Origin of the sequence: Faecalibacterium sp. An192, assembly GCF_002160175.1 — a bacterium.
In the GTDB taxonomy this organism is placed as follows: Bacteria; Bacillota; Clostridia; order Oscillospirales; family Ruminococcaceae; genus Faecalibacterium.
Genome location: NZ_NFKB01000005.1, coordinates 32,534 through 57,973, shown reverse-complemented (window position 1 = coordinate 57,973; position 25,440 = coordinate 32,534). Strand labels below are relative to the sequence as shown.

Here is a 25,440-nt window from a genome sequence, read left to right as displayed (position 1 = left end):
CCAGTCAAGACAGAAAAAGGCATTTTTGGTCAAAACAAAGGGGCCTGCGCCGGTTCGGATGAACACAGGCGCAGGCCCGGAGGAGAAAAAGAAGGAAAAAGTTCAGGTTTTGGATTTGGCTGCCTTTTTGGCGGCGCGGGCGGCCCGGGCCTTGGCGTTGCGGGCCAGACGGGCAGCGTTGGCGGCGCTGACCTGGGCGGCGCCGGGATGGGGCGCCTCGGGGATCAGGCGGAACAGCCGGCTGCCCATGGCGGGCAGGTCCACAAAGAGGGTGTAGTCCCGGCCATAGACGCCGCCGTCCACCGTGTGGAGGTTCCGCTCCCCCTCAAAGCAGCCGCCCCAGCAGCTGTCCTCGGTGTTGAGCAGTTCCTGGGCCCCGGCGGGCAGTTCCAGATAGAGGGGGAACTGATGGTGGGGCTTGTCCTGGGTGTTCATGACGCACAGCAGGCTCTGGCCCCGGCCCCGCCGCAGCCAGGCGTATACCCCTTCGGTGCGGCTCTCGCAGGCCACCCACTCAAAGCACCGGCTGTCGTATTCCCCCACATAGAGGGCCGGCTCACTGGCGTAAATCCGGGACAGCTCGGCGAAAAATTTCTGGAAGCTGTCGTGGAAGGGATAGGCCATCAGGTTCCAGTCCAGCTGGGTTTTCTCGTCCCACTCCCGGAAATGGGCCAGCTCGTTGCCCATAAAGTTCAGCTTTTTGCCCGGATGGGTGAACATATAAAAGTAGAGGGTCCGCAGCTGGCAGCACTTTTCTTCGTAGGTGCCCCACAGCTTGCCGATGATGGTCTTTTTGCCGTGGACCACCTCGTCGTGGCTCAAAGACAGCAGGTACAGCTCGTGGTAGAAGTAGTGCATGCTGAACAGGATTTTGTCGTACTGCCCCGGCCGCTCCCCGAAGGGGGTGGCGAAATAATCCAGGGTGTCGTGCATCCAGCCCATGTCCCACTTGTAGTCAAAGCCGATGCCGTCGTACCGGGTGGGGGCGGTGATTTTCAGGTAGTTGGTGGAGTCCTCGGCGATGTAGAGGCCGGTGGGCCACCGCTGGTTCAGGCCGTGGTTCAGGTTCCGCAGAAAATCCAGGGCGCCCTGGTTCACCCCGCGGGCCGGGTCCCCCAGCCAGTACACCGCCCGGGAGATGGCGTCCATCCGGATGCCGTCGCAGTGATAGACGTCCATCCACATGGCGCAGGCGCTGTTCAGGAAGCTGCGCACCTCGCCGCGGTAGTAGTTGAAGTTGCAGGTGCCCCATTCGCTCTGGCCCACGTCGCTGTCGTATTCGTAGAGGAAGGTGCCGTCCAGCCGGGCCAGGCCGGTGGGGTCGGCGGCAAAGTGCACCGGCACAAAGTCCATGATGACCCCGATGCCCATCCGGTGGCAGGCGTTGACAAACCGGGCAAACTGGGCCGGGGTGCCGTACCGGCTGGTCACCGCGAAATACCCGGTGGTCTGGTAGCCCCAGCTGCCGTCAAAGGGATGTTCCGCCAGGGGCAGCAGCTCCACATGGGTGTAGTGGTGCTCTTTCAGCCAGGGAATCAGCTCCCGGGCCAGTTCCTCGTAGTTGTACCACCCGTCCGACCCGTCGGGGGCACAGGAATCGGGCTTGTGCCTCCAGCTGCCAGCGTGCATCTCGTAGATGCTGATGGGCAGGTCCCGGCCCTTGGTGCGCTGGGCCATCCACTCCCCGTCGTCAAAGGCAAAGTCCAGCACAGCCAGACGGCTGGCGGTGCCGGGGCGCAGTTCGGCCGCAAAGGCGTAGGGGTCGGCGTGAAGCTGGACGCTGCCGTCCGCCCCCGTCACCCGGTACTGGTAGCAGTCTCCCTCGGCCAGGCCCGGAACAAAGACGCTCCAGAATCCGGTTTCGGCCCGCTGCATGGGGATATCCCGTCCGCCGGTCACCAGCTGGACGTCGGTGGCGCCCGGCGCCCAGAACACAAACTGCCAGCCGGCCTCGCCGTCGGGACCAGCGGCGGGGTGGGCGCCCATCCAACGGTAGGCGTCAAAGCACCCGCCGTCCCAAAATGCTTGCGGGATTTCAGGATAACTCATAGATTGCTCTCCTTTGGTTCAAACTGCAATGGGTTCAGAATACAAAAAGAATGTGTGGAATTTGTTAAACGGGCAACAAAATTTTGGAAAATCTGGAAAAAACCGATACAAAATACCCAGTTTTGTGGTATACTGTCGGGGGATAGTCCGACGACTGTCCGAAAATGCAATTACAGGAGTGAATGATTTTATGGCTTGGTATGACAGCGCTGTATTTTATCATATGTATCCGCTGGGTCTGTGCGGGTGCGCCCATGAGAACGACGGGCAGGCTGTGCCCGGCGCGTTCAAGAAGCTGGACGCCTGGGCGGCCCACGCTTATACACTGGGCTGCACCGCCATTTATATCGGACCGCTGTTTGAGAGCGGCTCCCACGGCTACGATACGGTGGACTACCGCCGCGTGGACCGCCGGCTGGGCACCAATGAGGAATTCAAGGCCTTTGTGGCGGCCTGCCATGACCGGGGCCAGAAGGTGATTGTGGACGGCGTGTTCAACCATGTGGGCCGGGGCTTCTTCGCCTTTGAGGACCTGAAAGCCCACCGGGAGGGCAGCCGCTACCGCGACTGGTTCTGCGACGTCAACTTCTGGGGCAACAACGAATACAACGACGGCTTCTCCTACGCCAACTGGGGCGGCCACAACCTGCTGGTCAAGCTGAACCAGCGCAACCACGAGGTGCAGCAGTATCACTTTGACACCGTCCGCTTCTGGGTGGAGGAATTCGACATCGACGGCATCCGTCTGGATGCGGCGGACGTGCTGGACTTCGGCTTCATGCAGAATCTGCGCCGCTTCACCGACGGCCTCAAGCCCGAATTCTGGCTGATGGGCGAGGTGATCCACGGGGATTACAGCCGCTGGGCCAACCCCCAGACCCTCCACTCGGTGACCAACTATGAGCTGCACAAGGGCCTGTGGAGCGGCCACAACGACCACAACTATTTTGAGATCGCCCACACCATGCGCCGTCTGGACGGCCTGTGCCACGATACCCGCCTGTATACCTTCTCGGACAACCACGATGTGGAGCGCCTGCCCAACAAGCTGCGCAACCGGGACCATATCCGGCACATCGCTATCCTGGTGTACACCCTCTGGGGCATTCCGTCCATCTATTATGGCTCGGAGTTCGGCATCGAGGGCAAGAAGGAATGGGGCAGCGACTGGCCTCTGCGGCCCTGCCTGGAGCTGGAGGACTATCCCGACGCGGTGAACACCAACCCGGTGACCAGCGTCTACGCCGCCCTGGGCAAGCTGAAAGCCGAAGAACCGGCTCTGACCTACGGCAAGCCCCAGGAACTGATCCTGACCACCGAGCGGTATGTGTTTGCCCGCGTGCTGGATGGCCGGGCGCTGCTGACGGTGCTGAACAACGCCGACGCCCCCGCCCGTCTGGAGATGAACCTGCCGGTGCCCGCCGACACGGTGGAGGACCTGCTGGAGGACTGCGCAGGCAGCCAGCCGGTGCACGCCCGCATCGAAGATGGACGGCTGATTGTGGAGCTGCCCGGCAACTACGGCACCGTTCTGGGCCTGGGCGGCTGAAAGGAGGAGGCAGAGTATGGATGCTGCAGCCCGGCGTGAAGCCATTTTGAAAAAACTGTCGAAAGCCAGCGGCCCGGTGAGCGCCAGCGTGCTGGCGGGGGAGCTGGGGGTGTCGCGCCAGATCGTGGTGGGAGATGTAGCCCTGCTGCGTGCCGGCGGCACCCAGATTGACGCCACGCCCCGGGGCTACCGGATGCGGACCGCCATGGCGGGATATACCGGCCTGGTGGCCTGCGTTCACAACACCCCCGAGGAAATGCGCCGGGAATTGTACACGGTGGCAGACCAGGGGGGCACGGTGGTGGACGTCATGGTGGAAAACGCCCTCTATGGGGAAATCCGGGCCAACCTGAATGTGGCCAGCCGGTACGACGCCGACGCCTTTGTGAAACAGGCGGAGGCCTCTCCCGAGAGCCTGCTGAGCCGGATGACCGGGGGCGTTCATCTGCACACCATCCGGTGCGCCGATGAGGAAGCGTTCCGGCGGATCGAGGCGGCGCTGGATGCGGCCGGCCTCCTCTACCGGAAAGAGTAATACCCATCCCAATTGTACGTTGATGGAGGGTTGGTGTCCAGCGGCAAAAACCGAAAAGCGTTGGATAACCGACACTTGTTGGAAAACAGTGGGATATGTGCTCTGGCCGGGGCCCTGCGCAGGCAAGCGCAGAGGCTGCCGGCCTTTGCGCACACAGACCAGAAAAGGAGGGAACCGGTAGCCTTGGACCGGCGGATTGAAAAGACAGAGCGGGCGATTCGGGAGGCGTTTTTGACCCAGCGGGCCGGAAAGCCGCTGGAAAAGATCCGGGTGCGGGAGCTGTGCGAAGCGGCCGAGATCAACAAATCCACCTTTTACGCCCACTATCAGGATGTATACGCCCTGGCGGACGCCATGGAGGGCCAGCTGGTGGAATCGATTCTGGCCCAGGTGGCCCAGATCCGGACGGAGGACCTGCGGGGCAGGCCGGAATGGCTGACCCGGGAGCTGTTCCGGGCCTTCACGGCCCATGGACGCCAGGTGGAGATTTTGTTTTCAGGTTCCCGGCGGGGAGCCCTGGTGGACCGGCTGGAACGGGGCCTGCGGGAACTGACCAGCCGGGAAATTCCCGGCTATTGGGACGACCCGGTGCGCAGCGTGGTGCTGTCCTTCTGCGTGCAGGGGAGCTATTATGCCTTTCAAAATAATTCCGGCCGGCTGGACGAGGCGGCCCTGGTGCAGGTGCTGGGAGCGGTGTCCCGGGCGGCCCAGAACATCGGACCCCTGATGGAGGAAAATCCCCGGTGGTCCAGAGAAAGGAGAAAGCCTATGTACCCCACCCGTCAACAGGCACAGGCATTGCTGGCAGAGGCTCAGGCCCGCTACAGCGAGGTGAGCGAAATCCAGGGCCGCTGGGCGGACCACTGCCGGACGGCGGCGGCCTGCGCCGAGAAAATCGCAGCCCGGTGCCCCGGTCTGGACCCCGACAAGGCCTATGTGCTGGGTCTGCTCCACGATATCGGCCGCCGGTACGGGGACGGCCATCTGCGCCATGTCTACTATGGCTGGAAGTATATGCAGGAACAGGGCTTTGAAGATGTGGCCCGCATCTGCCTGACCCACTCGTTCCAGATTCAGGGCATCGACGCCTATATCGGCCACCGGGATATTCCGGCCGACGCTCTGGAGGAACTGACCGCGGCCCTGGATGCGGTGGTCTACGATGATTACGACCGCCTGATTCAGCTGTGCGACTCGATTGCGGGGGTGGACGGCCCGGTGGATATGGCGGCCCGGATGGAGGACGTCCGCCGCCGGTACGGCAGCTACCCCCAGGACAAGTGGAACCGCAATTTTGAGCTGAAGGGCTATTTTGAACACTGGGCCGGGGCGGATCTGTACGCCGTCGTGGGCCAGCCGGTATAGGGAGCCTCATTTGGCTGCATTTTTCCACCGTTTGCTGCAAAACCGTACAAAAAACACAGGTTGGTGCTATACTGGATCAAAAGATCTTTCCGGTAGACAAAGGAGGTATATCATGTCCAAATGGTCTGTGAAATGTCTGGCGGCCGCCGCTGCGGCGGGGCTGATGCTGGGCTCGGTCCTGCCGGCCTCGGCGGAAGAATCCATGATTCGCCAGTATGAGACGTCCCAGCCGGTGACGTCGGTTGTGGCGGATGTGGAAAACGCTGACCTTGTGTTTCAAAAAGGGACGGGGAATACCATCCAGGTGGACTCCGCCGCCGACGCCAGAGGAGAATATTCCTATGACATCAACCTAAAGGACGGCGTTCTGACGGTGCGGGTGGAAGCCATCGAAGGGGAAAAGATCAAGCCGATTCACATTCCGGTGATCCATGTGACTGTGATGGGGGATGCCGTGGTGTGTGAAAACGAAATCACCATCACCCTGCCAGAGGCAGTGTATGAGAAAATCGAGGGTAAAACCCACAACGGCAGTATTACGGCATCAGAGGTGGAGGCTGAAACCTTGTCCCTGGACAGCGCAAATGGCAATGTGACCCTGGAAAACACCCGTGGGGTGAAGGTACAGGCCAAAACCACCAACGGAGGGATTCATTTGTATGAGCCCTACGGGTTGGACTACCACCTGAATACCCGAAACGGGAATATTCAGGGGACCTTGGCCGGAACCAAAGCGGATTACAGACTGGAAGTGGAAACCCGAAACGGCCGCAGCAATCTGGCAAACCAGGCGGGCAGCGGGGTGGCCAGCGGGTCTTTCCGGGTGACCAACGGGTCCATCAACCTGCGCTTCACCGGCTGACATCTATTCGGATATCGTTTTCAAAGGCTCCTGCCGGCCCGGCGGGGGCCTTTTTGTGTGCCCGGCCACCGTGCCCGGTAGCAAAACAAAATCCCTGCTCCTGGACGGGAACAGGGATTTTTCATGTTATCTGGCTGTAAGAACGCAAATCGGGCCAAGTCAAGGGCCCGACCTGCGGTTCCCTGCGCCTGAAACCAATGCAAGCATCAGATTGCAACAAACGTTGCATCGTACCCGGGCGCAGCCCGGACCTGGGTGAGCGCGGCAAAGTGTCCCGCCGGCTGGACCTTCTAAAGAGCGGCCCGAGTTGATGGTACCCAGTGAAAAGCTTTTTGCCTACTTTTTCTCGAAAAAGTAGGAGATTATACGCCGGAGGCGCCGTAGTTGGCGAGGACGCGGGCGGAAGGATCGTTGACGTTGCAGTTGGGCCAGGCTTTGTTGGGCATCCAGAAACTGACAATGGTCCGGGCCTGGCCGTAGTAGTATTTCTCGAAGATTTCGCGGTAGAGCAGACTCTCCTTGGTGAAGGGCATGCAGTGGGCCGAATAGTTGGCCCGCCGCAGCTGGAACATCTCGTCGGTGTAAACCTCCTCGGCGTATTGCTTGATGTCGTCCACCATGCTGTGGCCCACTGCGTCCGAAAAAGCCGCCTTCTCCCGCCAGAGAATCTCCGGGGGCAGCCAGTCCCCCTCAAAGGCTTTGCGCAGCAGGTACTTGCCCTTGCCGTAGCTGTTCAGCTTCATTTCCGGGTCGATGGCCATGACGTACCGCACAAAATCCAGATCCCCGAAGGGTACCCGCGCCTCGATGCTGTTGGCCGAGATGCACCGGTCGGCCCGCAGTACGTCGTACATGTACAGCTCCCGAATCCGCTTCTGGGACTCCTGCTGGAAGGCGTCTGCTGTGGGGGCGTAGTCGGTGTACTTGTAGCCGAACAGCTCGTCGGAAATTTCTCCCGTCAGCAGCACCCGCACGTCGGTCTGTTCATGGATGGCCTTGCACAGCAGATACATGCCCACGCTGGCCCGGACGGTGGTGATGTCCCAGGTGCCAAGGATCCGGATTACTTCCTCCAGACTCTGGATCACGGTGTCCCGGTTGATGATGATTTCGTGGTGCTCGGTGCCCAGGTACTCCGCCGTCTGGCGGGCGTATTTCAGGTCGATGGCGTCGGTGTCCATGCCGATGGCAAAGGTGCGGATGGGCTTGCCCAGCTTGCGGGCCGCAATGGCGCAGACCAGGGAGGAGTCCAGGCCGCCCGACAGCAGGAAGCCCACCGGCGCGTCGGCGTCCAGACGCTTTTCCACCCCGGCGATCAGCTTTTCGCGGATGCTGCGCAGCACCGTCTCCATCCCGTCGGCGTGGGGGGCGGGAACGTCGGCGATGTCCTCGTAGCGGACAAACCGCCCGTCACAGTAATAGCTGCCGATGGGGAAGGGACGGATGTCCTCGCACCAGCCCACCAGGTTCTGCATCTCGCTGGCAAAGGCGATCTGATGGCTGGACTTGGAATAGCCGTAGAACAAGGGCCGGATGCCGATGGGGTCCCGGGCGGCAATCAGCCGGTCCTTGCGGGAATCGTAGAGGATCAGGGCGAACTCGGCGTCCATGTGGCGGAACATATCCAGCCCGTACTCGTAGTACAGGGGTAGCAGGATTTCGCAGTCGCAGTCGGAGGCGAATTTGTAGCCCGCCCGCTTGAGAATCTCTTTCTCAAAGCGGAAGCCGTAGACCTCGCCGTTGCAGACCACGCAGTCGGCCCCGCGGTAAAAGGGCTGCATTCCCTCGGGGGTCAGGCCCATGATGGCCAGACGCCCAAAACCCAGCAGGCCGAAAGGCCCTTCCACCACCCGCTGGTCGTCGGGGCCGCGGCTGACGGTGCGCAGCAGGTACTCTTTGAAGGCGGCGGCAGACAGATCGTGCCCGGTGTAACCCATGATACAACACATATGGCGATTCTCCTTTGCAAACAAAAATACGGCAGCGTTCATCCTCTGTTAGGACGAATGCTGCCGTATCCGTGGTGCCACCTAGTTTGCCGGCATACGCCGGCCCCTCTGCGCTCTCCTCATTGAAAGCGCCGCCGCGTAACGTGCGGCCGCCGTCCGGCCCTACTGCCCCGGCATGGCCGGCGGGTTCAGGGGGAAGCTCGCGGGTGTTCGTTCGGGTCCGGCCTTCTGCGCGGCTTGCACCTGCCCGCGCTCTCTGGGAGAAAGCCTGTTGGACCTTACTTTTCCCGGTCACAGCTTTTGATGGGAGCATTGTATCACGGCTGGGCCTCGCTGTCAACCGCCGAATTCTCTTTTTCTGCGCAGCGGCGGCAAAGACCGTACAGGATGCTCCCCTCACACTGGAGGGTGAACCCGTGCTCGGCCAGCAGATGCCGCCGCACCTCGTCCATGAAATGGCAGTCCATGTGGAAGATCTCGCCGCAGCGGGTGCACTTGAGATGGATGTGCTGGTGACAATGGCGCTGGGCGTCGGTGAGCTGGTACACCGCCCGCTCGCCCTTGTCGGCCACGTATTTCATCACCCGCTGTTCTCCCGCCAGCTTGTCCAGATACCGGTAGACGGTGGTGGGGTTGGTGCGCTGGCCGGCGGCCTCCAGGTGGGAGACGATGTCGGCGGCGCTCACCGCCCGTCGGCGGTTCTCGGTGAGATAATCCAGAATGAGCTGGCGGGTGTGGGTGTTGTAGCTGCTGCTGCGGGCCATGGGATGGTACACTTCCTTTGCGTTCGATCGAGGTTTTGGGGGTAAGTTCTGCGTCATTTTAGTATAGCATCCCGGCCAAAAAGCGCAAGCGGAAAATCACGCCCCAAAACTCCGGATAGAAAAACTGGGCAAAATTGAAGAAAAAAAGGCAAAATTTTGTATAAAACGTGGAAGGAAAGTGAAACCCGTTCCGAAACCTTGTAATCTGGCCCGAAATATGAAATAATAAAACTGTATTACTATTGCCATCGGCCGCGGGTGCGCTGCGCACAGGGCGCAGAATCCCTCAGAGGGCCGGGGCATCAGCGTCCAAAGTCCGGTTTGCAGGGCCGGCATTTCAAGGGAAGGCAGAGAAGAATGAAAGAAAACGAGACCACCGCCAAGCCCAGCTTAAAGCTGCAGGCTTACCAATACCTGAAAACCAAAATTTTGAACTGTGAGTATGCGCCCAGCCAGTTCCTCAACGAACAGAAGCTGTGCGCCGAGATGGGCAACATCAGCCGCACCCCCATGCGGGATGCGCTGGGCCGCCTGGAGCAGGAGGGGCTCATCACCATCCTGCCCAAGAAGGGCCTGATGGTGTCCCCCATCACCGATGAGGACGTCCACAGCATCTACGAAGTGCGGCTTCTGGTGGAGCCCTACGCGCTGCGGATGTATGGCTCCCAGCTTCCGCGGGACCAGCTGGAGCATTTTGTCACCCTGATGCAGCACCCGGAACTGATGCCGGACTTCTGCGCAGGGGATGACGCGTTCCATGAGCTGCTCATCAGCACCCTGCCCAACCGGTACCTCCGGTCGGCCCATGACTCCATCACCGGCCAGAACACCCGGTTCCGGATCATGACCGGCAAGGTGGGCATGATCGGCCAGCGGGACACCTGCGATGAGCATCTGGCCATTCTGGAGCCGGCTCTGGCCGGGGACTGGTCGGCGGCCGCCGACGCCCTGACCCATCATCTGGAGCTGGCCCGGGCCAAGGCCGAAGGAGTCCTGGACCGGATTCACCTCGGCGAATAAGCGACACACCAGGGGACGCCGGCCCGGCGGCAAAGCCGCAGGGGCTGGCCTCCCTTTTTTGCAGCGCGCCGGCGGAAAAACGGCGCGGGGAGAGACTATGCAGACAATCCAAATCGGGCCGGTGACCCTGGCCCACCGGGCGGTGTTCGGGCCCATGGCCGGCTTCACCGACGCCCCCTGCCGGCGGCTGATGGCCCAGCACGGGGCGGGGTTCACCGTCAGCGAGATGGTGTCCAGCCGGGCCCTGACCTACCACGACTACAAGACCCTGAGCCTGGTGAAGGCCGAGCCCAACGGCGCCCCCTACGGGGTGCAGATCTTCGGAGAAGTGCCCTCCATCATGGGCGAGGCTGCCGCCGCCCTGGAGGAATACGACTTCGACTTTCTGGATATCAACATGGGCTGCCCCGCCCCCAAGATCGTCTCGGGAGGCGCCGGCAGCAAGCTGATGCTCCATCCCGAGGTGTGCGGAGAGATCGTGGCCCAGGTGGTGGCCCATACCAGCCGCCCCGTCACCGTCAAGATGCGGAAGGGCTGGGACGCCGACCATGTGACGGCGGTGGAGTGCGCCAAAGCCTGCGAACAGGCCGGCGCGGTGCTGATCGCCGTCCACGCCCGCACCCGGGAGCAGATGTACACCCCCGGCATCGACCTGTCCATCATCCGTGCAGTGAAAGAGGCGGTGAAGGTGCCGGTGCTGGGCAACGGGGATATCAACAGCCCCGCCGACGCCTTGACCATGATGCAGGAGACCGGGTGCGACGGCGTGATGATCGCCCGGGGCGCTCTGGGGGATCCCTGGCTCTTTGAGCGGGTCAACGCCGCCATCGAGGGCCGCGAAGCGCCCCCCGAGCCCAACCTCCAGGCCCGGATGAACGCCCTCCGCCGCCAGGTGGAGGAGATGGTGGAGCAGAAGGGGGAGCGCACCGCCATGCCCCAGGCCCGGGCCCAGGCCATCCACTATATGAAGGGCCTGAAAGGGGCGGCCGCCCTGCGCCGGGCCTGCTGCCAGCTGACCTACCTGTCCGACCTGGACGAGCTGATCGAGACGGTGTTTGCCGAGCAGCGCCGGGCCGCCGGAGATGAGGAATAACCTTGCGGCAGAGCCGGGTTTATGCTATGCTATAAAACACAAAGCGCCGCAGGGTGCCCGGGGCCGCAGGGCCGGCCGGGAGAATAGGGAAACAGGTGCAAAGCCTGTGCGGGACCGCCGCCGTAAGGGAGGAGCTCCGGCCAACGATGTCACTGCATGCGATCATGCGGGAAGGCAGGCCGGGGCGCTGACGCCCGAGCCGGAAGACCTGCCCTGTCGGTTCATACTGCACGCCCCGGAGCCTGTCCGGCGGCGGAAGGGCAGAACCCGCGCTGCGGACGGACCAAACGCCGGCGCGGAAAACAAGTGCGCTGATTTTTGGAGGGCGGGCCCCGCGGTCTGCCCTTGGAGGAGCTTTGTCTTTGGGATGCCTTTCTCATAAGGGAATTATGAGAGGGGCGTTTTCTTTTTGCAGCGCGGTGCAGTACAGGCGAAAGGAGAAGATCCCATGAAACGCAGAACCTTCCTTGCATCCCTGGCCGCCATGGCCCTGACCGTCCAGCTGGCCGGCTGCGCCGCCGGCACCACCCCGCCGGCCTCCAGCGTCGTCCCCCAGACATCCGCCCCGGAAAACAGCCACTACCCGGTGACCATCACCAACTACAACTACGCCGGCGAGCCGGTGACCTATACCTACACCCAGGCCCCCCAGCGGGTGGTGGCGGTGTACCAGGGCTCCATCGAGAGTATGATCGCCCTGGGCCTGGAGGACCATGTGGTGGCCTCCTATGGCCTGGACAATGAGGTCAAGGCCGAGTGGCAGGAGGGCTTTGCCCAAATGAACTACCAGGCCGATGTCTTTGCCCCCGACAAGGAGACGGTGACCCTGCTTCAGCCCGACCTGATCCTGTCCTGGGGGTCCTTGTTCAGTGAGAAAAACCTGGGTGATACCGCCGCATGGAACGCCAAGGGAGTGGGGACCTACATGAACAGCAACACCTGCCCCGGCGGCTCCCGCACCCTGGAAAACGAATACACCGACCTTCTGAACCTGGGCAAGATCTTTGACGTGGAGGACCGGGCCGAGGCTCTGGTGGCCGAAATGCGCCAGGAGATCGAGTCCACCCTCCAGGCGGTGGAGGGCCGCCCGGCGGTGCGGACCGCCGTGGTGGAGCCCATCGGCGGGACGGTGACCAATTACGGGGCCAACACCCTGGCAGGGGATATGGTGACCCAGCTGGGAGGCCAGCTGGTCCAGCCCGAGGGCAGCGAAATGAGCAAGGAAGCCCTGGTCACCGCCGACCCCGAGGTGATTTTTGTGGTGTATATGGCCTATTCGGGGGAGGACCCTGAGACGGTCATGGCCAGCCAGCTGGCGGCCATCACCGAGGACCCCGCCCTGGCCAGCCTGTCGGCGGTGCAGAACGGCCGGGTGTACCCGGTGATGCTGGGGGATATCTATGCCGCCGGCCCCCGCACGGTGGACGGCATCCGCACCATCGCCGCCGGCCTGTATGGGGATGCAGCCTGATGGCCCGCCGGAGCTTTCGGCCCGCCTTCGGGCTGACGCTGGCCCTTCTGGGAGCGGCGCTGCCTTTGTCTTTTCTGGCGGCGGTGTGCATGGGCACCAACCCGCTGCCCGCCGGCCAGGTCTACGCCGTCCTCCGGGATGAACTGGCCTGGAAGGTGCTGGGCCGGCCCATCCCGGAGGGCTGGGGTCCCGGTACCCCCATCCACGACGTGGTGTGGCTGATCCGGCTGCCCCGGCTGGTGCTGGCCGCGGCGGTGGGATGCTGTCTGTCCCTGTGCGGCGCGGTGATGCAGGCGGTGGTCCAGAACCCTCTGGCTGACCCCTATGTGCTGGGGATTTCCTCCGGGGCGTCGCTGGGGGCCTCCCTGGCCCTGCTGCTGGGGGTGGGCGCTGCCTTTGGAGAGAATTTTGTGGGCGTCATGGCCTTTCTGGGGGCCATGGGGGTGTCGGCGGCAGTGGTCCTGCTGGCCAACGCCGGCGGCCGGCCCAGCACCGTCAAGCTCCTGCTGGCCGGGGCGGCCCTGTCGGCGGTCTGCGGGGCCTTCTCCAACTTCCTGATCTACCAGGCCGGCCCCGACCGGGCCGCCAGCCAGATTGTCCGCTGGACCATGGGCAGCCTGGCGGGGGCGTCCTGGCCGGTGAACGGCGTTTTGCTGGCTGCCGCCCTGGGCGGCACCGCCTTTTTCCTCACCCAGTGCCGCCCCCTCAATCTGATGCTGCTGGGGGAGGACACCGCCCTGACCCTGGGGGTCTCCCTGCGCCGCCGGCGGATGGTCTACCTGGCGGCGGCCTCCCTGCTGGTGGGATTGTCGGTCTGGGCGGCGGGAATCATCGGCTTTGTGGGCCTGGTGATTCCCCATCTGGTGCGGCTGGCCTTCGGCAGCGACCATCGCCGCCTGATTCCTCTGTCGGCGCTGGGCGGGGCGCTGTTCCTGCTGTGGGCCGACGTCCTGTGCCGGGTGATTCTGCCCGGCAACGAGCTGCCGGTGGGCATCCTGACCGCTATGCTGGGCGCCCCGGTGTTTTTGGGCCTGATGGCCCGCAGCCGCTATGGTTTTGGAGGGCCCAACCCATGAAACTGGAAACCAAAGCCCTCCGCGCCGCCGCCGGCGGCCGGGAAATCCTCCACGGCATCGACCTGACCGCCCACACGGGGCAGTTTGTGGGATTGATCGGCCCCAACGGCAGCGGCAAATCCACCCTCCTCAAGTGCATTTACCGCACCCTTGCGCCCACCGGCGGGGCGGTATTGCTGGATGGCCGGCCCCTGCAGGACTACACCCTCCGCCAGTCGGCCCAAAAGATCGGGGTGGTGGCCCAGCACAATGCCTATGCCTTTGATTTCACGGTGGAGGAACTGGTACTGATGGGCCGTGCGCCCCACCAGAAACCCCTCCAGCGGGACACCGCCGCCGACCGGCAGATAGCTGCCGACGCCCTGGCGGCGGTGGGAATGGCCGGCATGGAAAAACGCAGCTTCGGGACCTTGTCGGGCGGGGAGCGCCAGCGGGTGATGCTGGCCCGGGCCCGGGCCCAGCAGACCCAGTGCCTTTTGCTGGACGAGCCCACCAACCACCTGGATATTCAGTATCAGCTGTCCATGATGGAGCTGGTGCGGGGTCTGGGCCTGACGGTGGTGGCGGCGCTGCACGATTTGAATTTGGCGGCGGCCTATTGCGACTGGCTGTACGCTTTGAAGGACGGGGCCCTGGCCGGCAGCGGCACGCCCCGGGATGTACTCACCCCACAGCTGATCCGGCAGGTCTACCATGTGGACGCCCGGGTCACCGAAATGGACGGCCGGCCCGCCATCTGGTACCGGCCCATGAAAGGAGCCAACCCATGAAACAAGCCCTTATCTGCGTCAGTTTTGGCACCACGGTGCCCTCGGCCCGCCAGGAGATCGAGGCGGTGGAACAGGCCCTGTCCGCCGCCGCCCCGGAGCGGGTTATGGTCCGGGCCTTCACCAGCGGCATGATCCGCCGGGTGCTGGCCGGGCGGGGCCAGCCGGTGCCCAGCCTGCCCGAGGCATTGGAATCGCTGCGCCGGGACGGGGTGGAGGATGTGTTTGTCCAGCCCACCCACTTCCTCTGCGGCGTCGAATATGATAAACTAAGGGCCGAAGCCCTGTCCGCCGCCTCCGGCTTTGCCCGGCTGCGGGTGGGCCGGCCCCTGCTGGCCTCCACCGAAGACCTGCGGGCGGTGGCCGCCATGGTGGCGGACCGTTTTCCCGCCGAAACGGGCCGGGCGGTGGTCCTGATGGGCCACGGCTCCACCCACTTTGCCAACGTGGTGTATCCGGCCATCCAGACCATTTTTGAGCTGGCCGGCCGGCCGGATATCCGCGTGGGTACGGTGGAGGGCTGGCCCACCCTGGAGGAAGTGCGCGAGACCCTGCGCAGTATGAAGGTGGAACGGGTCCACCTGGCCCCCCTGATGCTGGTGGCCGGGGACCACGCCCTCAACGACATGGCCGGGGAGGGCCCCGACAGCTGGAAAACCCTGCTGGAGCAGGACGGCTATGCCGTCACCGCCACCCTGGAGGGTCTGGGCCGCCGGGAGGAGATCCAGGCTCTGTATGCCGCCCACCTGACCCAGGACCTGAACTAAACGCATCCGCAAGGAGGAACAGGCCGTGGCCTTTGAACATTACATCCGCAGCGGCCAGAAGATGCTGCGCTGCGGCTATACCACCGGCACCTGCGCCGCGCTGGCGGCGTCGGGGGCGGCGCGGCTTCTGCTGCTGGGTGAGACGCCCGAAACCCTCTCTCTGCCCACCCCCAAGGGCTGGACGGTGGAGGTCTGCCCCGAGGGCCTGGCCCGCACGAAGGACGGGGCGGTCTGCTCGGTCCGCAAGGACGGGGGCGACGATGCCGACGTCACCCATGGAATGCTGGTGACCGCGCTGGTGCGGCGGACGGAAGAACCGGGCGTCCGCATCGACGGCGGGGAAGGGGTGGGCCGGGTCACCCGGCCCGGCCTGGACCAGCCGGTAGGGGCCGCCGCCATCAACCATGTTCCCCGGCAGATGATCGCCCAGGCGGTGGAAAACGTCTGCCGCGAGGCGGGCTATGCCGGCGGGGTGGAGGTGATTGTCTCCATCCCCGGCGGGGAGGAGCGGGCCAAACGGACCTTCAACCCCCTGCTGGGCATCGAGGGCGGCCTGTCGGTGCTGGGCACTTCGGGGATCGTGGAGCCCATGAGCGAACAGGCCATTGTGGACACCATTGCGGTGGAGGTGCGCCAGGCCGCCCAGACCAGCCGCCGGCTGATTCTGACCCCCGGCAACTATGGGGCGGACTTCCTGGCGGCCCACGGCCTGGACGGGCTGGGCGTGCCGGTGGTGCGGTGTTCCAACTTCATCGGGGACGCCCTGGACATGGCCGCCGCCGAGGGCTTTGCCCAGGTGCTTCTGGCGGGCCATATCGGCAAGCTGGTCAAGCTGGCCGGGGGGATCATGAACACCCACTCCCGCCAGGCCGACGGCCGCTGTGAGCTGTTCTGTGCCCATGCGGCGGTGGCCGGGGCCAGCCGGAGCCTCTGCGCCCGGCTGATGGAGGCCGCCACCACCGACGCCTGCATTGCCCTGCTGGAGGAGGAAAACCTCCGTCCGCCGGTGCTGGCCAGCCTCACCGCCGCCGCCCAGCGCCATGTGGAGCGCCGGGCCGCCGGCGCCTATGAGGCGGGGGTCCTGCTTTTTTCCAACGTATACGGCACCCTGGGGGTCAGCCCCCAGGCCGAGGCCATCATCCATAGCTGGAGGGAAGAACATCATGAACAATAAAGGTACACTCTACGGGGTGGGCGTCGGCCCGGGGGACCCCGAACTTCTCACCCTGAAAGCGGTGCGGATCATCGGGGAATGCCCGGTGATTGCCGCCCCCCGCACCGCCGGGGGCAACCAGATCGCCCTGGACATCGCCCGCCAGGCGGTGGACCTGGAGGGAAAAGAAATCCTTCCCCTGGATATCTCCATGTCCCCCGACCCGGCCAAGCGGAAAGCTTCCTATGACGCGGCCATGGCCCTGGTCCGGGACCGGCTGGAGGCCGGCCGGGATGTGGCCATGCTGAACATCGGGGATGTGTCCATCTACGCCACCTGTTCCTACCTCATGGAACACCTGGCCGAGGAGGGCTTTGCCACCGCCCGGGTGGCGGGAGTGCCCAGCTTCTGCGCGTCGGCGGCCCGGCTGAACATCAGCCTCACCGAGATCGACACCCCGCTGCACATCATTCCCAGCGGCCAGGAGGAAGATCTGGCGGCGGCCCTGGACTGGCCCGGCACCAAGATCCTGATGAAGAGCGCCCGCCGCCTGCCCCAGGTGCTGAACACCCTGGAGCAGAAGGGCCTGTCGGACCGCAGCGCCCTGGTGGCCAACTGCGGCCTGCCGGGGGAGCTGGTGCTGCCCAGCCTGGACCAGGACGCCGTCCGCGCCCTGGACGCCGGGTACTTTGTGACCATCGTGGTCAAGGAGGGGTGAGAAGATGGTACATTTTGTGGGAGCAGGGCCGGGAGCCCCCGACCTGCTGACCCTGCGGGGGGCCAAACTGCTGGGCGAAGCAGGCTGCATCATCTACGCCGGCAGCCTGGTGAATCCGGCCCTGCTGGAGATGGCGCCGGAGGGCTGCCCCATCTACAACAGCGCCGAAATGACCCTGGAACAGGTTCTGGACACCATCCGGGCCGCCGAGGCCGACGGCCGGGACACCGTCCGGCTCCACACCGGGGACCCCTGCGTCTATGGGGCTATCCGGGAACAGATGGACGCCCTGGACGCCGCCGGCATCCCCTGGGACGACACCCCGGGGGTGTCCAGCTTCTGCGGGGCGGCGGCGGCTCTGGGGGCAGAATACACCCTGCCGGGGGTGAGCCAGAGCGTCATCATCACCCGGCTGGCCGGCCGGACCCCGGTGCCTGAGAAAGAAAGTCTGGCCTCCATGGCCTCCCATGGGGCCTCCATGGTGCTGTTCCTGTCGTCGGGGATGCTGCCCCAGGTCCAGGAGGAGCTGCTGAAGGGGGCCTATACCCCCGACACCCCCGCTGCCATCGTCTATAAGGCCACCTGGCCGGAGGAAAAAATCGTCCGGTGCACCGTGGGCACCCTGGCCGCCAAAGGGGCCGAGGCCGGCATCCGCAAGACCGCTCTGGTGCTGGTGGGGGGCTTTTTGGGGCAGGGGGGCTATGAGCGGAGCAAGCTCTACGACCCCTCGTTCACCACCGAATACCGGGAGGCCTCCCTGTGAGGCTGTATTATCTGGCCTTCAGCGCCCGGGGTCTGGCTCTGGCCGAAACCCTGGCCCGCGCCCTGGGCGGGGAGGCGGTCCGCTGCGGCGGGCCGGTGACCCTGGCCGGCTGGACGGCGGAACATTTTGCCTCCGGGGCGGGGCTGGTGTATGTGGGAGCCTGCGGCATCGCCGTCCGGGCGGTGGCCCCCCACCTGGTTCATAAGGCCGAGGACCCCGCCGTGGTGGCGGTGGACGAGCAGGGACACTTTGCGGTGCCCCTGGTGTCGGGCCATCTGGGCGGGGCCAATGCCCTGGCCCGGTCCATCGCCAAAGTCTGCGGCGCGGTGCCGGTGCTGACCACCGCCACCGATGCCGGGGGACTGTTCCCGGTGGACGACTGGGCCCGGGCACAGGGCTGCGTCATTCCGCGGCCCGAAACCATCAAGCACTTTTCCGCCGCCATCCTGGCGGGGAAAACCTGCCGCATCTACAGCGACTGGCCCATCGCCGGCGCACCCCCCGCCGGGGTGGAGCGGACGGAGGACAAGTCGGCCTGCGACGCCGCCGTCACCCTCACCGACCCCGGCCCGGGCCCCCTCTGGATTGCCCCGCGGGCCGCTGTGCTGGGGATGGGCTGCCGCCGGGGCGTGCCGGTCCAGCGGTTGGAACAAGCTGTGCAGCAGGCCCTTGCAGCGGCCGGCATCCCGGCCCAGGCGGTGGCTATGGTCTGTACCATTGACCTCAAAGCCCGGGAACCGGGGCTTTTGGACCTCTGCCGGGCCCACGGCTGGCCATTGCGGACCTTTTCGGCGCAGCAGCTGGAACAGGTGGAAGGAACCTTCACCCCCTCGGCCTTTGTGGCCCGGACGGTGGGGGTGGACAACGTGTGTGAGCGGGCCGCTGTGCTGGGCGCAGAGGGCGGGCCGCTGCAAATACCCAAACAGGCCGGGGACGGCGTGACGCTGGCCCTGGCCGCAAAGGCTTTTGAGCCGGATTGGAAGTGGATGGAATGAACAAAGTCTATGTAGTGGGCCTGGGGCCCGGCAGCGCATTGGGAATGACGGCGGCGGCCCGTGCCGCCCTGCAGGAGGCGGATGTCATCTGCGGATACACGGTGTATCTGGACCTGGTGGCCCCCCTGTTCCCGGGCAAGGAGATGCGCTCCACCCCTATGACCAAGGAGATCGACCGGTGCCGGATGGCGCTGGAGCTGGCCGCCGAGGGCCGCACAGCGGCTCTGGTGTGCAGCGGCGATGCGGGGGTGTACGGCATGGCCTCCCCCCTGCTGGAACTGGCGGGGAACTATCCCATGGTGGAGGTGGAAGTGGTTCCCGGTGTGACGGCGGCCCTGGCCGGGGCGGCGGTGCTGGGTGCGCCCCTGGGGCATGACTTCTGCACCGTGTCCCTGTCCGACCTGCTGACCCCCTGGGAGATGGTGGAAAAGCGGCTGCGGGCCGCGGCGGCGGGGGATTTTGTCCTCTGCCTGTATAACCCCGCCTCCCACCGGCGGAAAGATACCCTCCGCCGGGCCTGTGAGATCCTGCTGGATGCAGGCCTGCGCCCCGACACCGCCTGCGGCTGGGTGCGGAACATTGCCCGGGGCGGCCAGACCGCCCGCCTGCTGACCCTGGAAGAACTGCGCAGCGCCGAGCTGGATATGTTCACCACCGTCTTTGTGGGCTCCTCCGAGACCCGGGTCCAGAACGGACGCCTCATCACCCCGCGGGGGTACCGGAAATGACCGGGATTGCCGTATTCAGCGGCACCACCGAGGGGCGGACCCTCTCCCATCAGCTGGCGGCGGAAGGGATACCGGTCACCGTCTGCGTGGCCACCGAATACGGCCAGATCCAGCAGGGGGAAGCCCCAGGCATCACGGTTCATACCGGCCGGCTGGACCCCGCCGGCATGGCGGCTCTGGTGGCGGGGGCGGCCCTCTGCGTGGACGCCACCCACCCCTACGCCGCCCAGGCCAGCGCCAACATCCGGACGGCCTGTGAACAGGCCGGGGTGCCCTGTCTCCGGCTGCTCCGCCCCGCCAGCCCTCTGCCCGAGGACGCCCTGACCGCCCCTGATGCGGCTTCGGCGGCCCGGCTGCTGGCCGGCACCCAGGGAAATATCCTGCTGACCACCGGGGCCAAGGAGCTGGCGGTCTTTGGGCCTCTGGGAGGCCAGCGGCTGATCGCCCGGGTCCTGCCCAGCCATGAGGGGCTGGACGCCTGCGCGGCGGCGGGCATCCCGGCCCGGAACATTGTAGCCATGCAGGGGCCCTTCACCCGGGAGATGAACGAAGCCCTTTTGCGGCAGTTCTCGGCCCGGTATCTGGTCACCAAGGACGGCGGCGAGGCCGGAGGCTTTGGAGCCAAAGTGGAAGCCGCCCGGGCGGCGGGGGCCGCCCTGGTGGTGATTCGCCGTCCTGCCGACGGCGGCGCATCCTATGAGGAAGTATTGGACCAATGCAGAAAGGCGGTGGCATCATGGAACAGGTAACACTGGTGGGAATGGGGGCTTCGGCCGCCACCCTCACCGCCGAGGCCGCCCGGGCCCTGTCTGAGGCGGTGCGGATTGTGGGGGCCAGGCGCCTTTTGGACGCCCTGCCCCAGGACCTGACCGCCGAGAGGGTCGCCGCCGCCCGGGCCGATGAGGTGCTGGCGGCGGTGCTGGATTCCCCGGGGCCCTGCGTGGCCCTCTACAGCGGGGACACCGGGTTTTACTCGGGGGCGGCGGGCCTGCTGGAACGGCTGGCCCAGAGAAACATCCCTGCCCGGGTGCTGCCGGGACTTTCCAGCGTCCAGCTGCTGGCCGCCCGTCTGGGCCGCCCCTGGCAGGACTGGAAACTGGTGTCGGCCCACGGCACCGCCTGTGACCCGGTGGCCGCCGTCTGCGGCGGCCAGCCGGTGTTCTTCCTCACCGGCGGAAAGGACACCGGTCCCGCCGACCTCTGCGCCCGCCTGGCTGAGGCCGGGCTGGGAGATTTGCCGGTGACGGTGGGGGAGAACCTGGCCTGTCCCGGCGAGATCATCACCGCCGGCACGGCCGGAGAACTGGCCGGCCGGACCTTTGGCCCCCTGGCGGTGCTGCTGGCGGAACCGGCGTCCCGGGCCCCGGCCCGGACCCCCGGCTGGCCCGACGAGACCTTTGTGCGGGCCGAGGCCATCCCCATGACCAAACAGGCCGTCCGGGCCCAGGTGCTGGCCAAGCTGGCCATCCGCCCCGGGGAGACGGTCTGGGACATCGGGGCCGGCACCGGCAGCGTCAGCCTGGAGCTGGCTTTTGCCAATGGCGGGGCCCCGGTGTGGGCGGTGGAATGCCTGCCCGAGGCCTGTGACCTCATCCGGGAGAACCGCCGCCGTCTGGGCGGCTGGAACGTCCGGGTGGTGGAGGGCCGGGCCCCGGCGGCGCTGGCGGGCCTGCCCGCCCCCGACGCTGTCTTTATCGGGGGCACCCGGGGAGAGATGGGGGAGATTCTGGCCGCTGTGTATCGGTCGAACCCCGCCGCCCGGGTCTGCATCACCGCCGTGACGGTGGAGACCCTGGCCTCGGCCGTGGCGGCCCTGACGGCTCTGGGCCGGACGGTGCAGGTCAGCCAGATTGCGGCCTCCCACACCGGGAGCGGAAAAGTCCATCTTCTCCGGGCCGAAAACCCGATTTTCATTCTCACCGCACAGGATTAAAGGAGGGCTGCGGCCATGGAAAACCCAAAGATTCCCCAGCTGATGGCGGCGGCCATGGCCTCGGGCAGCGGCAAGACCACAGTGGTCTGCGCCCTGCTGCGGGCGCTGCGGCGGCGGGGGCTGGACCCCTGCGCCTTCAAGTGCGGCCCCGATTACATCGACCCCATGTTTCACCGGGCGGCTTTGGAGGTGCCCAGCTGCAACCTGGATCTGTACCTCACGCCGCCCCAGCGGCTGCGAACCCTCTATGAGGCCCGGCTGGCGGGCCGGGGCGCGGCGGTGGTGGAGTCGGCCATGGGGTACTACGACGGCGCAGGCCTCACCGACGCCGCCAGCGGCTGGCAGGTGGCGGACACGCTGGATTTGCCGGTGATGCTGGTGGTGCGGCCTGGGGGCGCCAGTCTGACCCTGGCGGCCCAGATCAAGGGATTGCAGGCTTTCCGGCAAAATAGTCACCTGGCGGCTCTGCTGCTGAACGACTGCTCGGCGGCCTATGCCGCCCGGCTGGCCCCCCTGCTGGAACAGGAGACCGGCCTGCCGGTGGTGGGCTGCCTGCCCCGGCTGGAGGCCGCCCAACTGCCCAGCCGCCACCTGGGCCTGTACACCGCCCAGGAAATTCAGGACCTGACCGGCCGTCTGGACGCCCTGGCGGATGCTTTGGAGGCCAACGCCGACCTGGACAGGCTGCTGGATCTGTGCCGCCGGCCGGCGCCGGCCAGCGCGCCCCAGCCTCTGCCCCCGGTGCGGACCCAGATTGCGGTGGCCCGGGACGCGGCCTTCTCCTTCTGCTATCCTGAAGGGCTGGAAGCCCTGCGGCAGGCGGGGGCGGAGTGCGTCTTTTTCAGCCCCATGGCGGATGCGGTCCTGCCCGAGGCCGACGGCCTCTATCTGCCCGGCGGGTACCCTGAGCTGCACGCCCGGGCCCTGAGCCAAAATCAGTCCATGCGCCGGGCCATTGCGGAGGCGGTGAAGGCCGGTATGCCCACCGTGGCCGAGTGCGGAGGCTTTCTCTACCTGGGCCAGAGCCTGGCCGATGAGGCCGGGACGGTGTGGCCCATGGCGGGGGTATTGCCCGGAGAAGGAATCCGGGTGGGACGGCTGGTGCGGTTCGGTTATGCGGCCCTCACCGCCCGGGAGGACAGCCTTTTGTTCCGGGCGGGGGAGACCGCCCCGGCCCATGAGTTCCATCACTGGGACTCCACCCGGCCGGGAGAGGCCTTTGAGGCCCAAAAGCCGGATGGCCGCCGCTGGGCCTGCGGGTACAGTTCCCCCAATCTGTACGCCGGATTCCCGCATCTGTACTTTGCGGGCCAGCCCCGGCTGGCGGAACGGTTTGCCGCGGCGGCAGCCTATCGAAAGGGAAGGTGAAGAAAATGGAACAGTTGGAGCACATCGAAACCCTGCTGGAACGAGCCTCGACCCCGGCGGACGAGACCGCCCGGGCGGCGGCCCATCGGCGCTGGGCCAGCCTGGCCCACCCGCTGGGCAGTCTGGGCCTGCTGGAGACCATGCTGGAAGATGCGGCAGCCCTCACCGGCAGCGCCGACCTGTGTTTTGACAAGAGGGCGGTGCTGGTGCTCTGCGCCGACAATGGAGTGGTGGCCCAGGGGGTTACCCAGACCGGGCCGGAGGTCACCGCAGCGGTGGCCCGGGGCTTTGCAGCGGGGGAGAGCCCAGTCTGCCGGATGGCCCACGCCGCCCGGTGCGCCGTGGTGCCGGTGGACATGGGCATTCTGAACTTTCCCCCCACAGAGGGGGTGCTGTCCTGCCGGGTGGGCAACGGCACCGGGGATATCACCTGCGGCCCGGCCATGACCCGGGCCCAGGCGGAACAGGCGGTGCTGGCCGGGGCGGCCCTGGTGGCCCGCCAGGCGGAGGCCGGAGTGAATCTTCTGGCCACCGGCGAAATGGGCATCGGCAACACCACCACCTCGGCGGCGGTGGCCTGCGCTCTGCTGGACCGTCCGGCGGAGGACTTTGTGGGCCGGGGCGCCGGCCTGTCGGACGCCGGCCTGGCCCGCAAGCGTGTCGCCGTCCGGCGGGCGCTGGAAGTCAACCGCCCCAACCCCGCCGACCCCCTGGACGTGCTGGCCAAAGTGGGCGGCTTTGACCTGGCGGGCCTGTGCGGCGTCTTTCTGGGGGGCGCGGCGTACCGGGTGCCGGTGCTGGCCGACGGTCTCATCAGTACGGTGGCGGCTCTGTGTGCGGTGCGGCTGTGCCCCGGCGCAGCCAAGGCGGTGTTTGCCAGCCATGTGTCGGCGGAGCCGGCCGGCCGTGCGGTGCTGGACGCTCTGGGCAAACAGCCACTCATAACCGCCGGGATGCGGCTGGGAGAGGGAACCGGCGCGGTGGCCTCCATCCCCCTGTGGGATATGGCCCGGGCGGTCTACGCCGAGAGCTACAGCTTTGACCAGTGCGGGGTGGAGGCCTACCAGCCCCAGGGAGAAGGTGTGTGAGATGCTGACGCTGGTGATTGGCGGGTCGGCCTCGGGAAAAAGCGAATACGCCGAAAGCCTGGTGCTGGCGGCGGGGCCGGGGCCCCGGTACTACCTGGCCACCATGGAGCCCATGGACGGCGAGTGCCATGCCCGGATTGACCGCCACCGGCTCATGCGGGCCGAGAAAGGCTTTGTGACGGTGGAGCGGTACACCGGCCTGGCGGGATTGACCCTGCCCGGGCCGGGCGGGACGGTGCTGCTGGAAGATCTGGGCAACCTGGCGGCCAACGAGCTGTACAGCCCGGCGGGAGCCGGCCCGGAAGGGGCACTGGACGCCATTCTGGACGGAATCGAACATCTGCGGGTGCGGTGCCGCGCACTGGTGGTGGTCTCCAATGAGATCTTTGCCGGCGGGCGGGACTACGCCCCGGGAACCGGGGACTATCTCAGCCTGATGGCCCGGGCGCACCGGGCGCTGGCGGCCCGGGCTGACCGGGTCTGCGAGGTGGTCTGCGGGCTGCCGTATTACTACAAGGGGGCAGAGGAATGAACAAGGAAACCATGGAAAAGGCCCGGGAAAAAATCCGGGCAGGCTGGGCGCGGGGAACGGCCCGGGTGAAAGACTGGACCGAACGGGCCGGCGCAAAGATGCCGGGCCGGCTGAAAATCATGGGCCAGACGGTGTCGGTGGCCTTCGGGATGTTCTCGGCGGTGCCGGTGCCCCAGCCCATCTGGAATGAACAGAATATGCGGTACGCCCTGTGCGCCTTCCCTCTGGTGGGGGTGGTGTGCGGCGCGGCTGCCGGGATCTGGGGCTGGCTGGCGGCCTCGCTGGAACTGCCGGTGCTGCTGCGGGCGGCGGTGTTCTGCCTTCTGCCGGTGTGGATCACCGGCGGGATTCATCTGGACGGCTACGCCGACACCTGCGACGCCCTGGCCAGCTACGGCGACCAGGAAAAACGCCTTTCCATCCTCAAGGACTCCCACTGCGGGGCCTTTGCGGTGATCCGGCTGTGCAGCTGGTTTGTGCTGAGCTTTGCCCTGTGGGGAACCCTGCCCCTGACCCCCAAGGCGGTGGGCTGCATGCAGCTGGGCTTTGTGCTGGAACGGGCGATTTCGGGCTGGGCGGTGGCCGCCCTGCCGCTGGCCAAACACAGCGGCCTGGCCTATACCTTTTCCACCGCCGCCGACCGCAGGCGGGTGAAAGCCATCCTCACCGGGGTGATCCTGGTGGTGTCCATGATCCTGGTGGGGGCCGGGGGTGCCTCGGGCTGGGCGGTGCTGGCCGCCGCCCTGGCGGCCCTGGGCCGGTATACCGTGGTGTCCCGGCGGGATTTCGGCGGCATCACCGGGGACCTGGCCGGATGGTTCCTCCAGCGGTGTGAACTGTGGATGCTGGCCGCCCTGACGGCGGTGCAGCTGGCGGGCCTTTGAGGCCCGCAGAG

The 25,440-nt window shown here is 66.0% G+C and carries 24 protein-coding genes and 1 riboswitch; of the genes, 21 read left to right on the top strand and 3 right to left on the bottom strand.

Going from position 1 to position 25,440, the window contains the following annotated elements:
- Positions 1-102 precede the first annotated feature (102 nt).
- Positions 103-2,049, bottom strand: a complete 1,947-nt coding sequence (gene glgB, locus B5F27_RS03045) for a 1,4-alpha-glucan branching protein GlgB (protein WP_087364594.1) — start codon at positions 2,047-2,049, stop codon at positions 103-105.
- A 190-nt stretch (positions 2,050-2,239) separates the two neighbouring features.
- On the opposite strand from glgB, the gene B5F27_RS03040 reads away from it, so the two are divergent.
- The 4 genes from B5F27_RS03040 to B5F27_RS03025 all read left to right on the top strand — a co-directional run bounded on the left by B5F27_RS03040 (position 2,240) and on the right by B5F27_RS03025 (position 6,360).
- Positions 2,240-3,598, top strand: coding sequence for an alpha-amylase family glycosyl hydrolase (locus B5F27_RS03040; RefSeq protein WP_087245255.1), 1,359 nt, complete (start codon positions 2,240-2,242; stop codon positions 3,596-3,598).
- Positions 3,599-3,614: 16 nt separating this feature from the next.
- Positions 3,615-4,133 carry a transcription repressor NadR gene (locus B5F27_RS03035; RefSeq protein WP_087245257.1) on the top strand — a complete coding sequence of 173 codons (519 nt, stop codon included), beginning with the start codon at positions 3,615-3,617 and terminating at the stop codon, positions 4,131-4,133.
- A gap of 183 nt (positions 4,134-4,316) precedes the next feature.
- Positions 4,317-5,498 (top strand): HD domain-containing protein, encoded by a 1,182-nt coding sequence (locus B5F27_RS17105; protein WP_242962047.1) that lies wholly within the window; start codon positions 4,317-4,319, stop codon positions 5,496-5,498.
- A 112-nt stretch (positions 5,499-5,610) separates the two neighbouring features.
- Positions 5,611-6,360 (top strand): DUF4097 family beta strand repeat-containing protein, encoded by a 750-nt coding sequence (locus B5F27_RS03025; protein ID WP_087364591.1) that lies wholly within the window; start codon positions 5,611-5,613, stop codon positions 6,358-6,360.
- Between the two features lie 362 nt (positions 6,361-6,722).
- On the opposite strand, the gene asnB is transcribed toward B5F27_RS03025, so the two are convergent.
- Both asnB and B5F27_RS03015 read right to left on the bottom strand, forming a co-directional pair.
- The gene (gene asnB / locus B5F27_RS03020) at positions 6,723-8,297 is read right to left on the bottom strand and encodes an asparagine synthase B (protein WP_087364644.1); all 1,575 of its coding nucleotides are present in this window, start codon (positions 8,295-8,297) and stop codon (positions 6,723-6,725) included.
- 329 nt (positions 8,298-8,626) lie between these two features.
- The gene (locus B5F27_RS03015; RefSeq protein ID WP_087245261.1) at positions 8,627-9,073 is read right to left on the bottom strand and encodes a transcriptional repressor; all 447 of its coding nucleotides are present in this window, start codon (positions 9,071-9,073) and stop codon (positions 8,627-8,629) included.
- A gap of 357 nt (positions 9,074-9,430) precedes the next feature.
- On the opposite strand from B5F27_RS03015, the gene B5F27_RS03010 reads away from it, so the two are divergent.
- The 17 genes from B5F27_RS03010 (at position 9,431) to B5F27_RS02930 (ending at position 25,429) form a co-directional block, all read left to right on the top strand.
- Positions 9,431-10,093, top strand: a complete 663-nt coding sequence (locus tag B5F27_RS03010) for a GntR family transcriptional regulator (protein ID WP_087245263.1) — start codon at positions 9,431-9,433, stop codon at positions 10,091-10,093.
- Between the two features lie 97 nt (positions 10,094-10,190).
- Positions 10,191-11,186 (top strand): tRNA dihydrouridine synthase DusB, encoded by a 996-nt coding sequence (gene dusB, locus B5F27_RS03005; protein WP_087364589.1) that lies wholly within the window; start codon positions 10,191-10,193, stop codon positions 11,184-11,186.
- Between the two features lie 34 nt (positions 11,187-11,220).
- Positions 11,221-11,417: riboswitch (cobalamin riboswitch) on the top strand.
- 217 nt (positions 11,418-11,634) lie between these two features.
- Positions 11,635-12,657, top strand: coding sequence for an ABC transporter substrate-binding protein (locus tag B5F27_RS03000; RefSeq protein WP_087364586.1), 1,023 nt, complete (start codon positions 11,635-11,637; stop codon positions 12,655-12,657).
- Positions 12,657-13,733 (top strand): iron ABC transporter permease, encoded by a 1,077-nt coding sequence (locus B5F27_RS02995; protein ID WP_087245269.1) that lies wholly within the window; start codon positions 12,657-12,659, stop codon positions 13,731-13,733. Before B5F27_RS03000 ends, B5F27_RS02995 begins: the two co-directional genes overlap by 1 nt.
- Positions 13,730-14,503, top strand: coding sequence for an ABC transporter ATP-binding protein (locus B5F27_RS02990; RefSeq protein WP_087364583.1), 774 nt, complete (start codon positions 13,730-13,732; stop codon positions 14,501-14,503). Before B5F27_RS02995 ends, B5F27_RS02990 begins: the two co-directional genes overlap by 4 nt.
- Positions 14,500-15,267, top strand: a complete 768-nt coding sequence (locus tag B5F27_RS02985; protein WP_087364581.1) for a sirohydrochlorin cobaltochelatase — start codon at positions 14,500-14,502, stop codon at positions 15,265-15,267. The genes B5F27_RS02990 and B5F27_RS02985 overlap by 4 nt, the downstream gene beginning before the upstream one ends.
- Positions 15,268-15,292: 25 nt before the next feature.
- Positions 15,293-16,441, top strand: coding sequence for a cobalt-precorrin-5B (C(1))-methyltransferase CbiD (gene cbiD, locus B5F27_RS02980; RefSeq protein WP_206422984.1), 1,149 nt, complete (start codon positions 15,293-15,295; stop codon positions 16,439-16,441).
- Positions 16,431-17,138: a precorrin-2 C(20)-methyltransferase gene (gene cobI / locus B5F27_RS02975; protein WP_087364579.1), complete on the top strand. Its 708-nt coding sequence runs from the start codon at positions 16,431-16,433 to the stop codon at positions 17,136-17,138. Before cbiD ends, cobI begins: the two co-directional genes overlap by 11 nt.
- 4 nt (positions 17,139-17,142) lie before the next feature.
- On the top strand, positions 17,143-17,901 hold the full coding sequence (gene cobM / locus B5F27_RS02970; protein ID WP_087364577.1) for a precorrin-4 C(11)-methyltransferase: 759 nt from the start codon (positions 17,143-17,145) through the stop codon (positions 17,899-17,901).
- Positions 17,898-18,896 carry a cobalamin biosynthesis protein gene (locus tag B5F27_RS02965; RefSeq protein WP_087364574.1) on the top strand — a complete coding sequence of 333 codons (999 nt, stop codon included), beginning with the start codon at positions 17,898-17,900 and terminating at the stop codon, positions 18,894-18,896. The genes cobM and B5F27_RS02965 overlap by 4 nt, the downstream gene beginning before the upstream one ends.
- The gene (cobJ, locus tag B5F27_RS02960; RefSeq protein ID WP_087245281.1) at positions 18,893-19,624 is read left to right on the top strand and encodes a precorrin-3B C(17)-methyltransferase; all 732 of its coding nucleotides are present in this window, start codon (positions 18,893-18,895) and stop codon (positions 19,622-19,624) included. Before B5F27_RS02965 ends, cobJ begins: the two co-directional genes overlap by 4 nt.
- Positions 19,621-20,373 (top strand): precorrin-6A reductase, encoded by a 753-nt coding sequence (cobK, locus tag B5F27_RS02955; protein WP_087364572.1) that lies wholly within the window; start codon positions 19,621-19,623, stop codon positions 20,371-20,373. The genes cobJ and cobK overlap by 4 nt, the downstream gene beginning before the upstream one ends.
- Positions 20,361-21,557, top strand: a complete 1,197-nt coding sequence (gene cbiE / locus B5F27_RS02950) for a precorrin-6y C5,15-methyltransferase (decarboxylating) subunit CbiE (protein ID WP_087364640.1) — start codon at positions 20,361-20,363, stop codon at positions 21,555-21,557. The genes cobK and cbiE overlap by 13 nt, the downstream gene beginning before the upstream one ends.
- A gap of 30 nt (positions 21,558-21,587) precedes the next feature.
- Entirely contained in the window at positions 21,588-22,925 is a 1,338-nt protein-coding gene (locus B5F27_RS02945; RefSeq protein ID WP_087364639.1) for a cobyrinate a,c-diamide synthase, read from the top strand.
- 5 nt (positions 22,926-22,930) lie between these two features.
- Entirely contained in the window at positions 22,931-24,013 is a 1,083-nt protein-coding gene (cobT, locus tag B5F27_RS02940) for a nicotinate-nucleotide--dimethylbenzimidazole phosphoribosyltransferase (RefSeq protein ID WP_087364570.1), read from the top strand.
- Between the two features lies 1 nt (position 24,014).
- Positions 24,015-24,545: a bifunctional adenosylcobinamide kinase/adenosylcobinamide-phosphate guanylyltransferase gene (locus B5F27_RS02935; protein WP_087364568.1), complete on the top strand. Its 531-nt coding sequence runs from the start codon at positions 24,015-24,017 to the stop codon at positions 24,543-24,545.
- On the top strand, positions 24,542-25,429 hold the full coding sequence (locus tag B5F27_RS02930; RefSeq protein WP_242956722.1) for an adenosylcobinamide-GDP ribazoletransferase: 888 nt from the start codon (positions 24,542-24,544) through the stop codon (positions 25,427-25,429). The genes B5F27_RS02935 and B5F27_RS02930 overlap by 4 nt, the downstream gene beginning before the upstream one ends.
- Positions 25,430-25,440 lie beyond the last annotated feature (11 nt).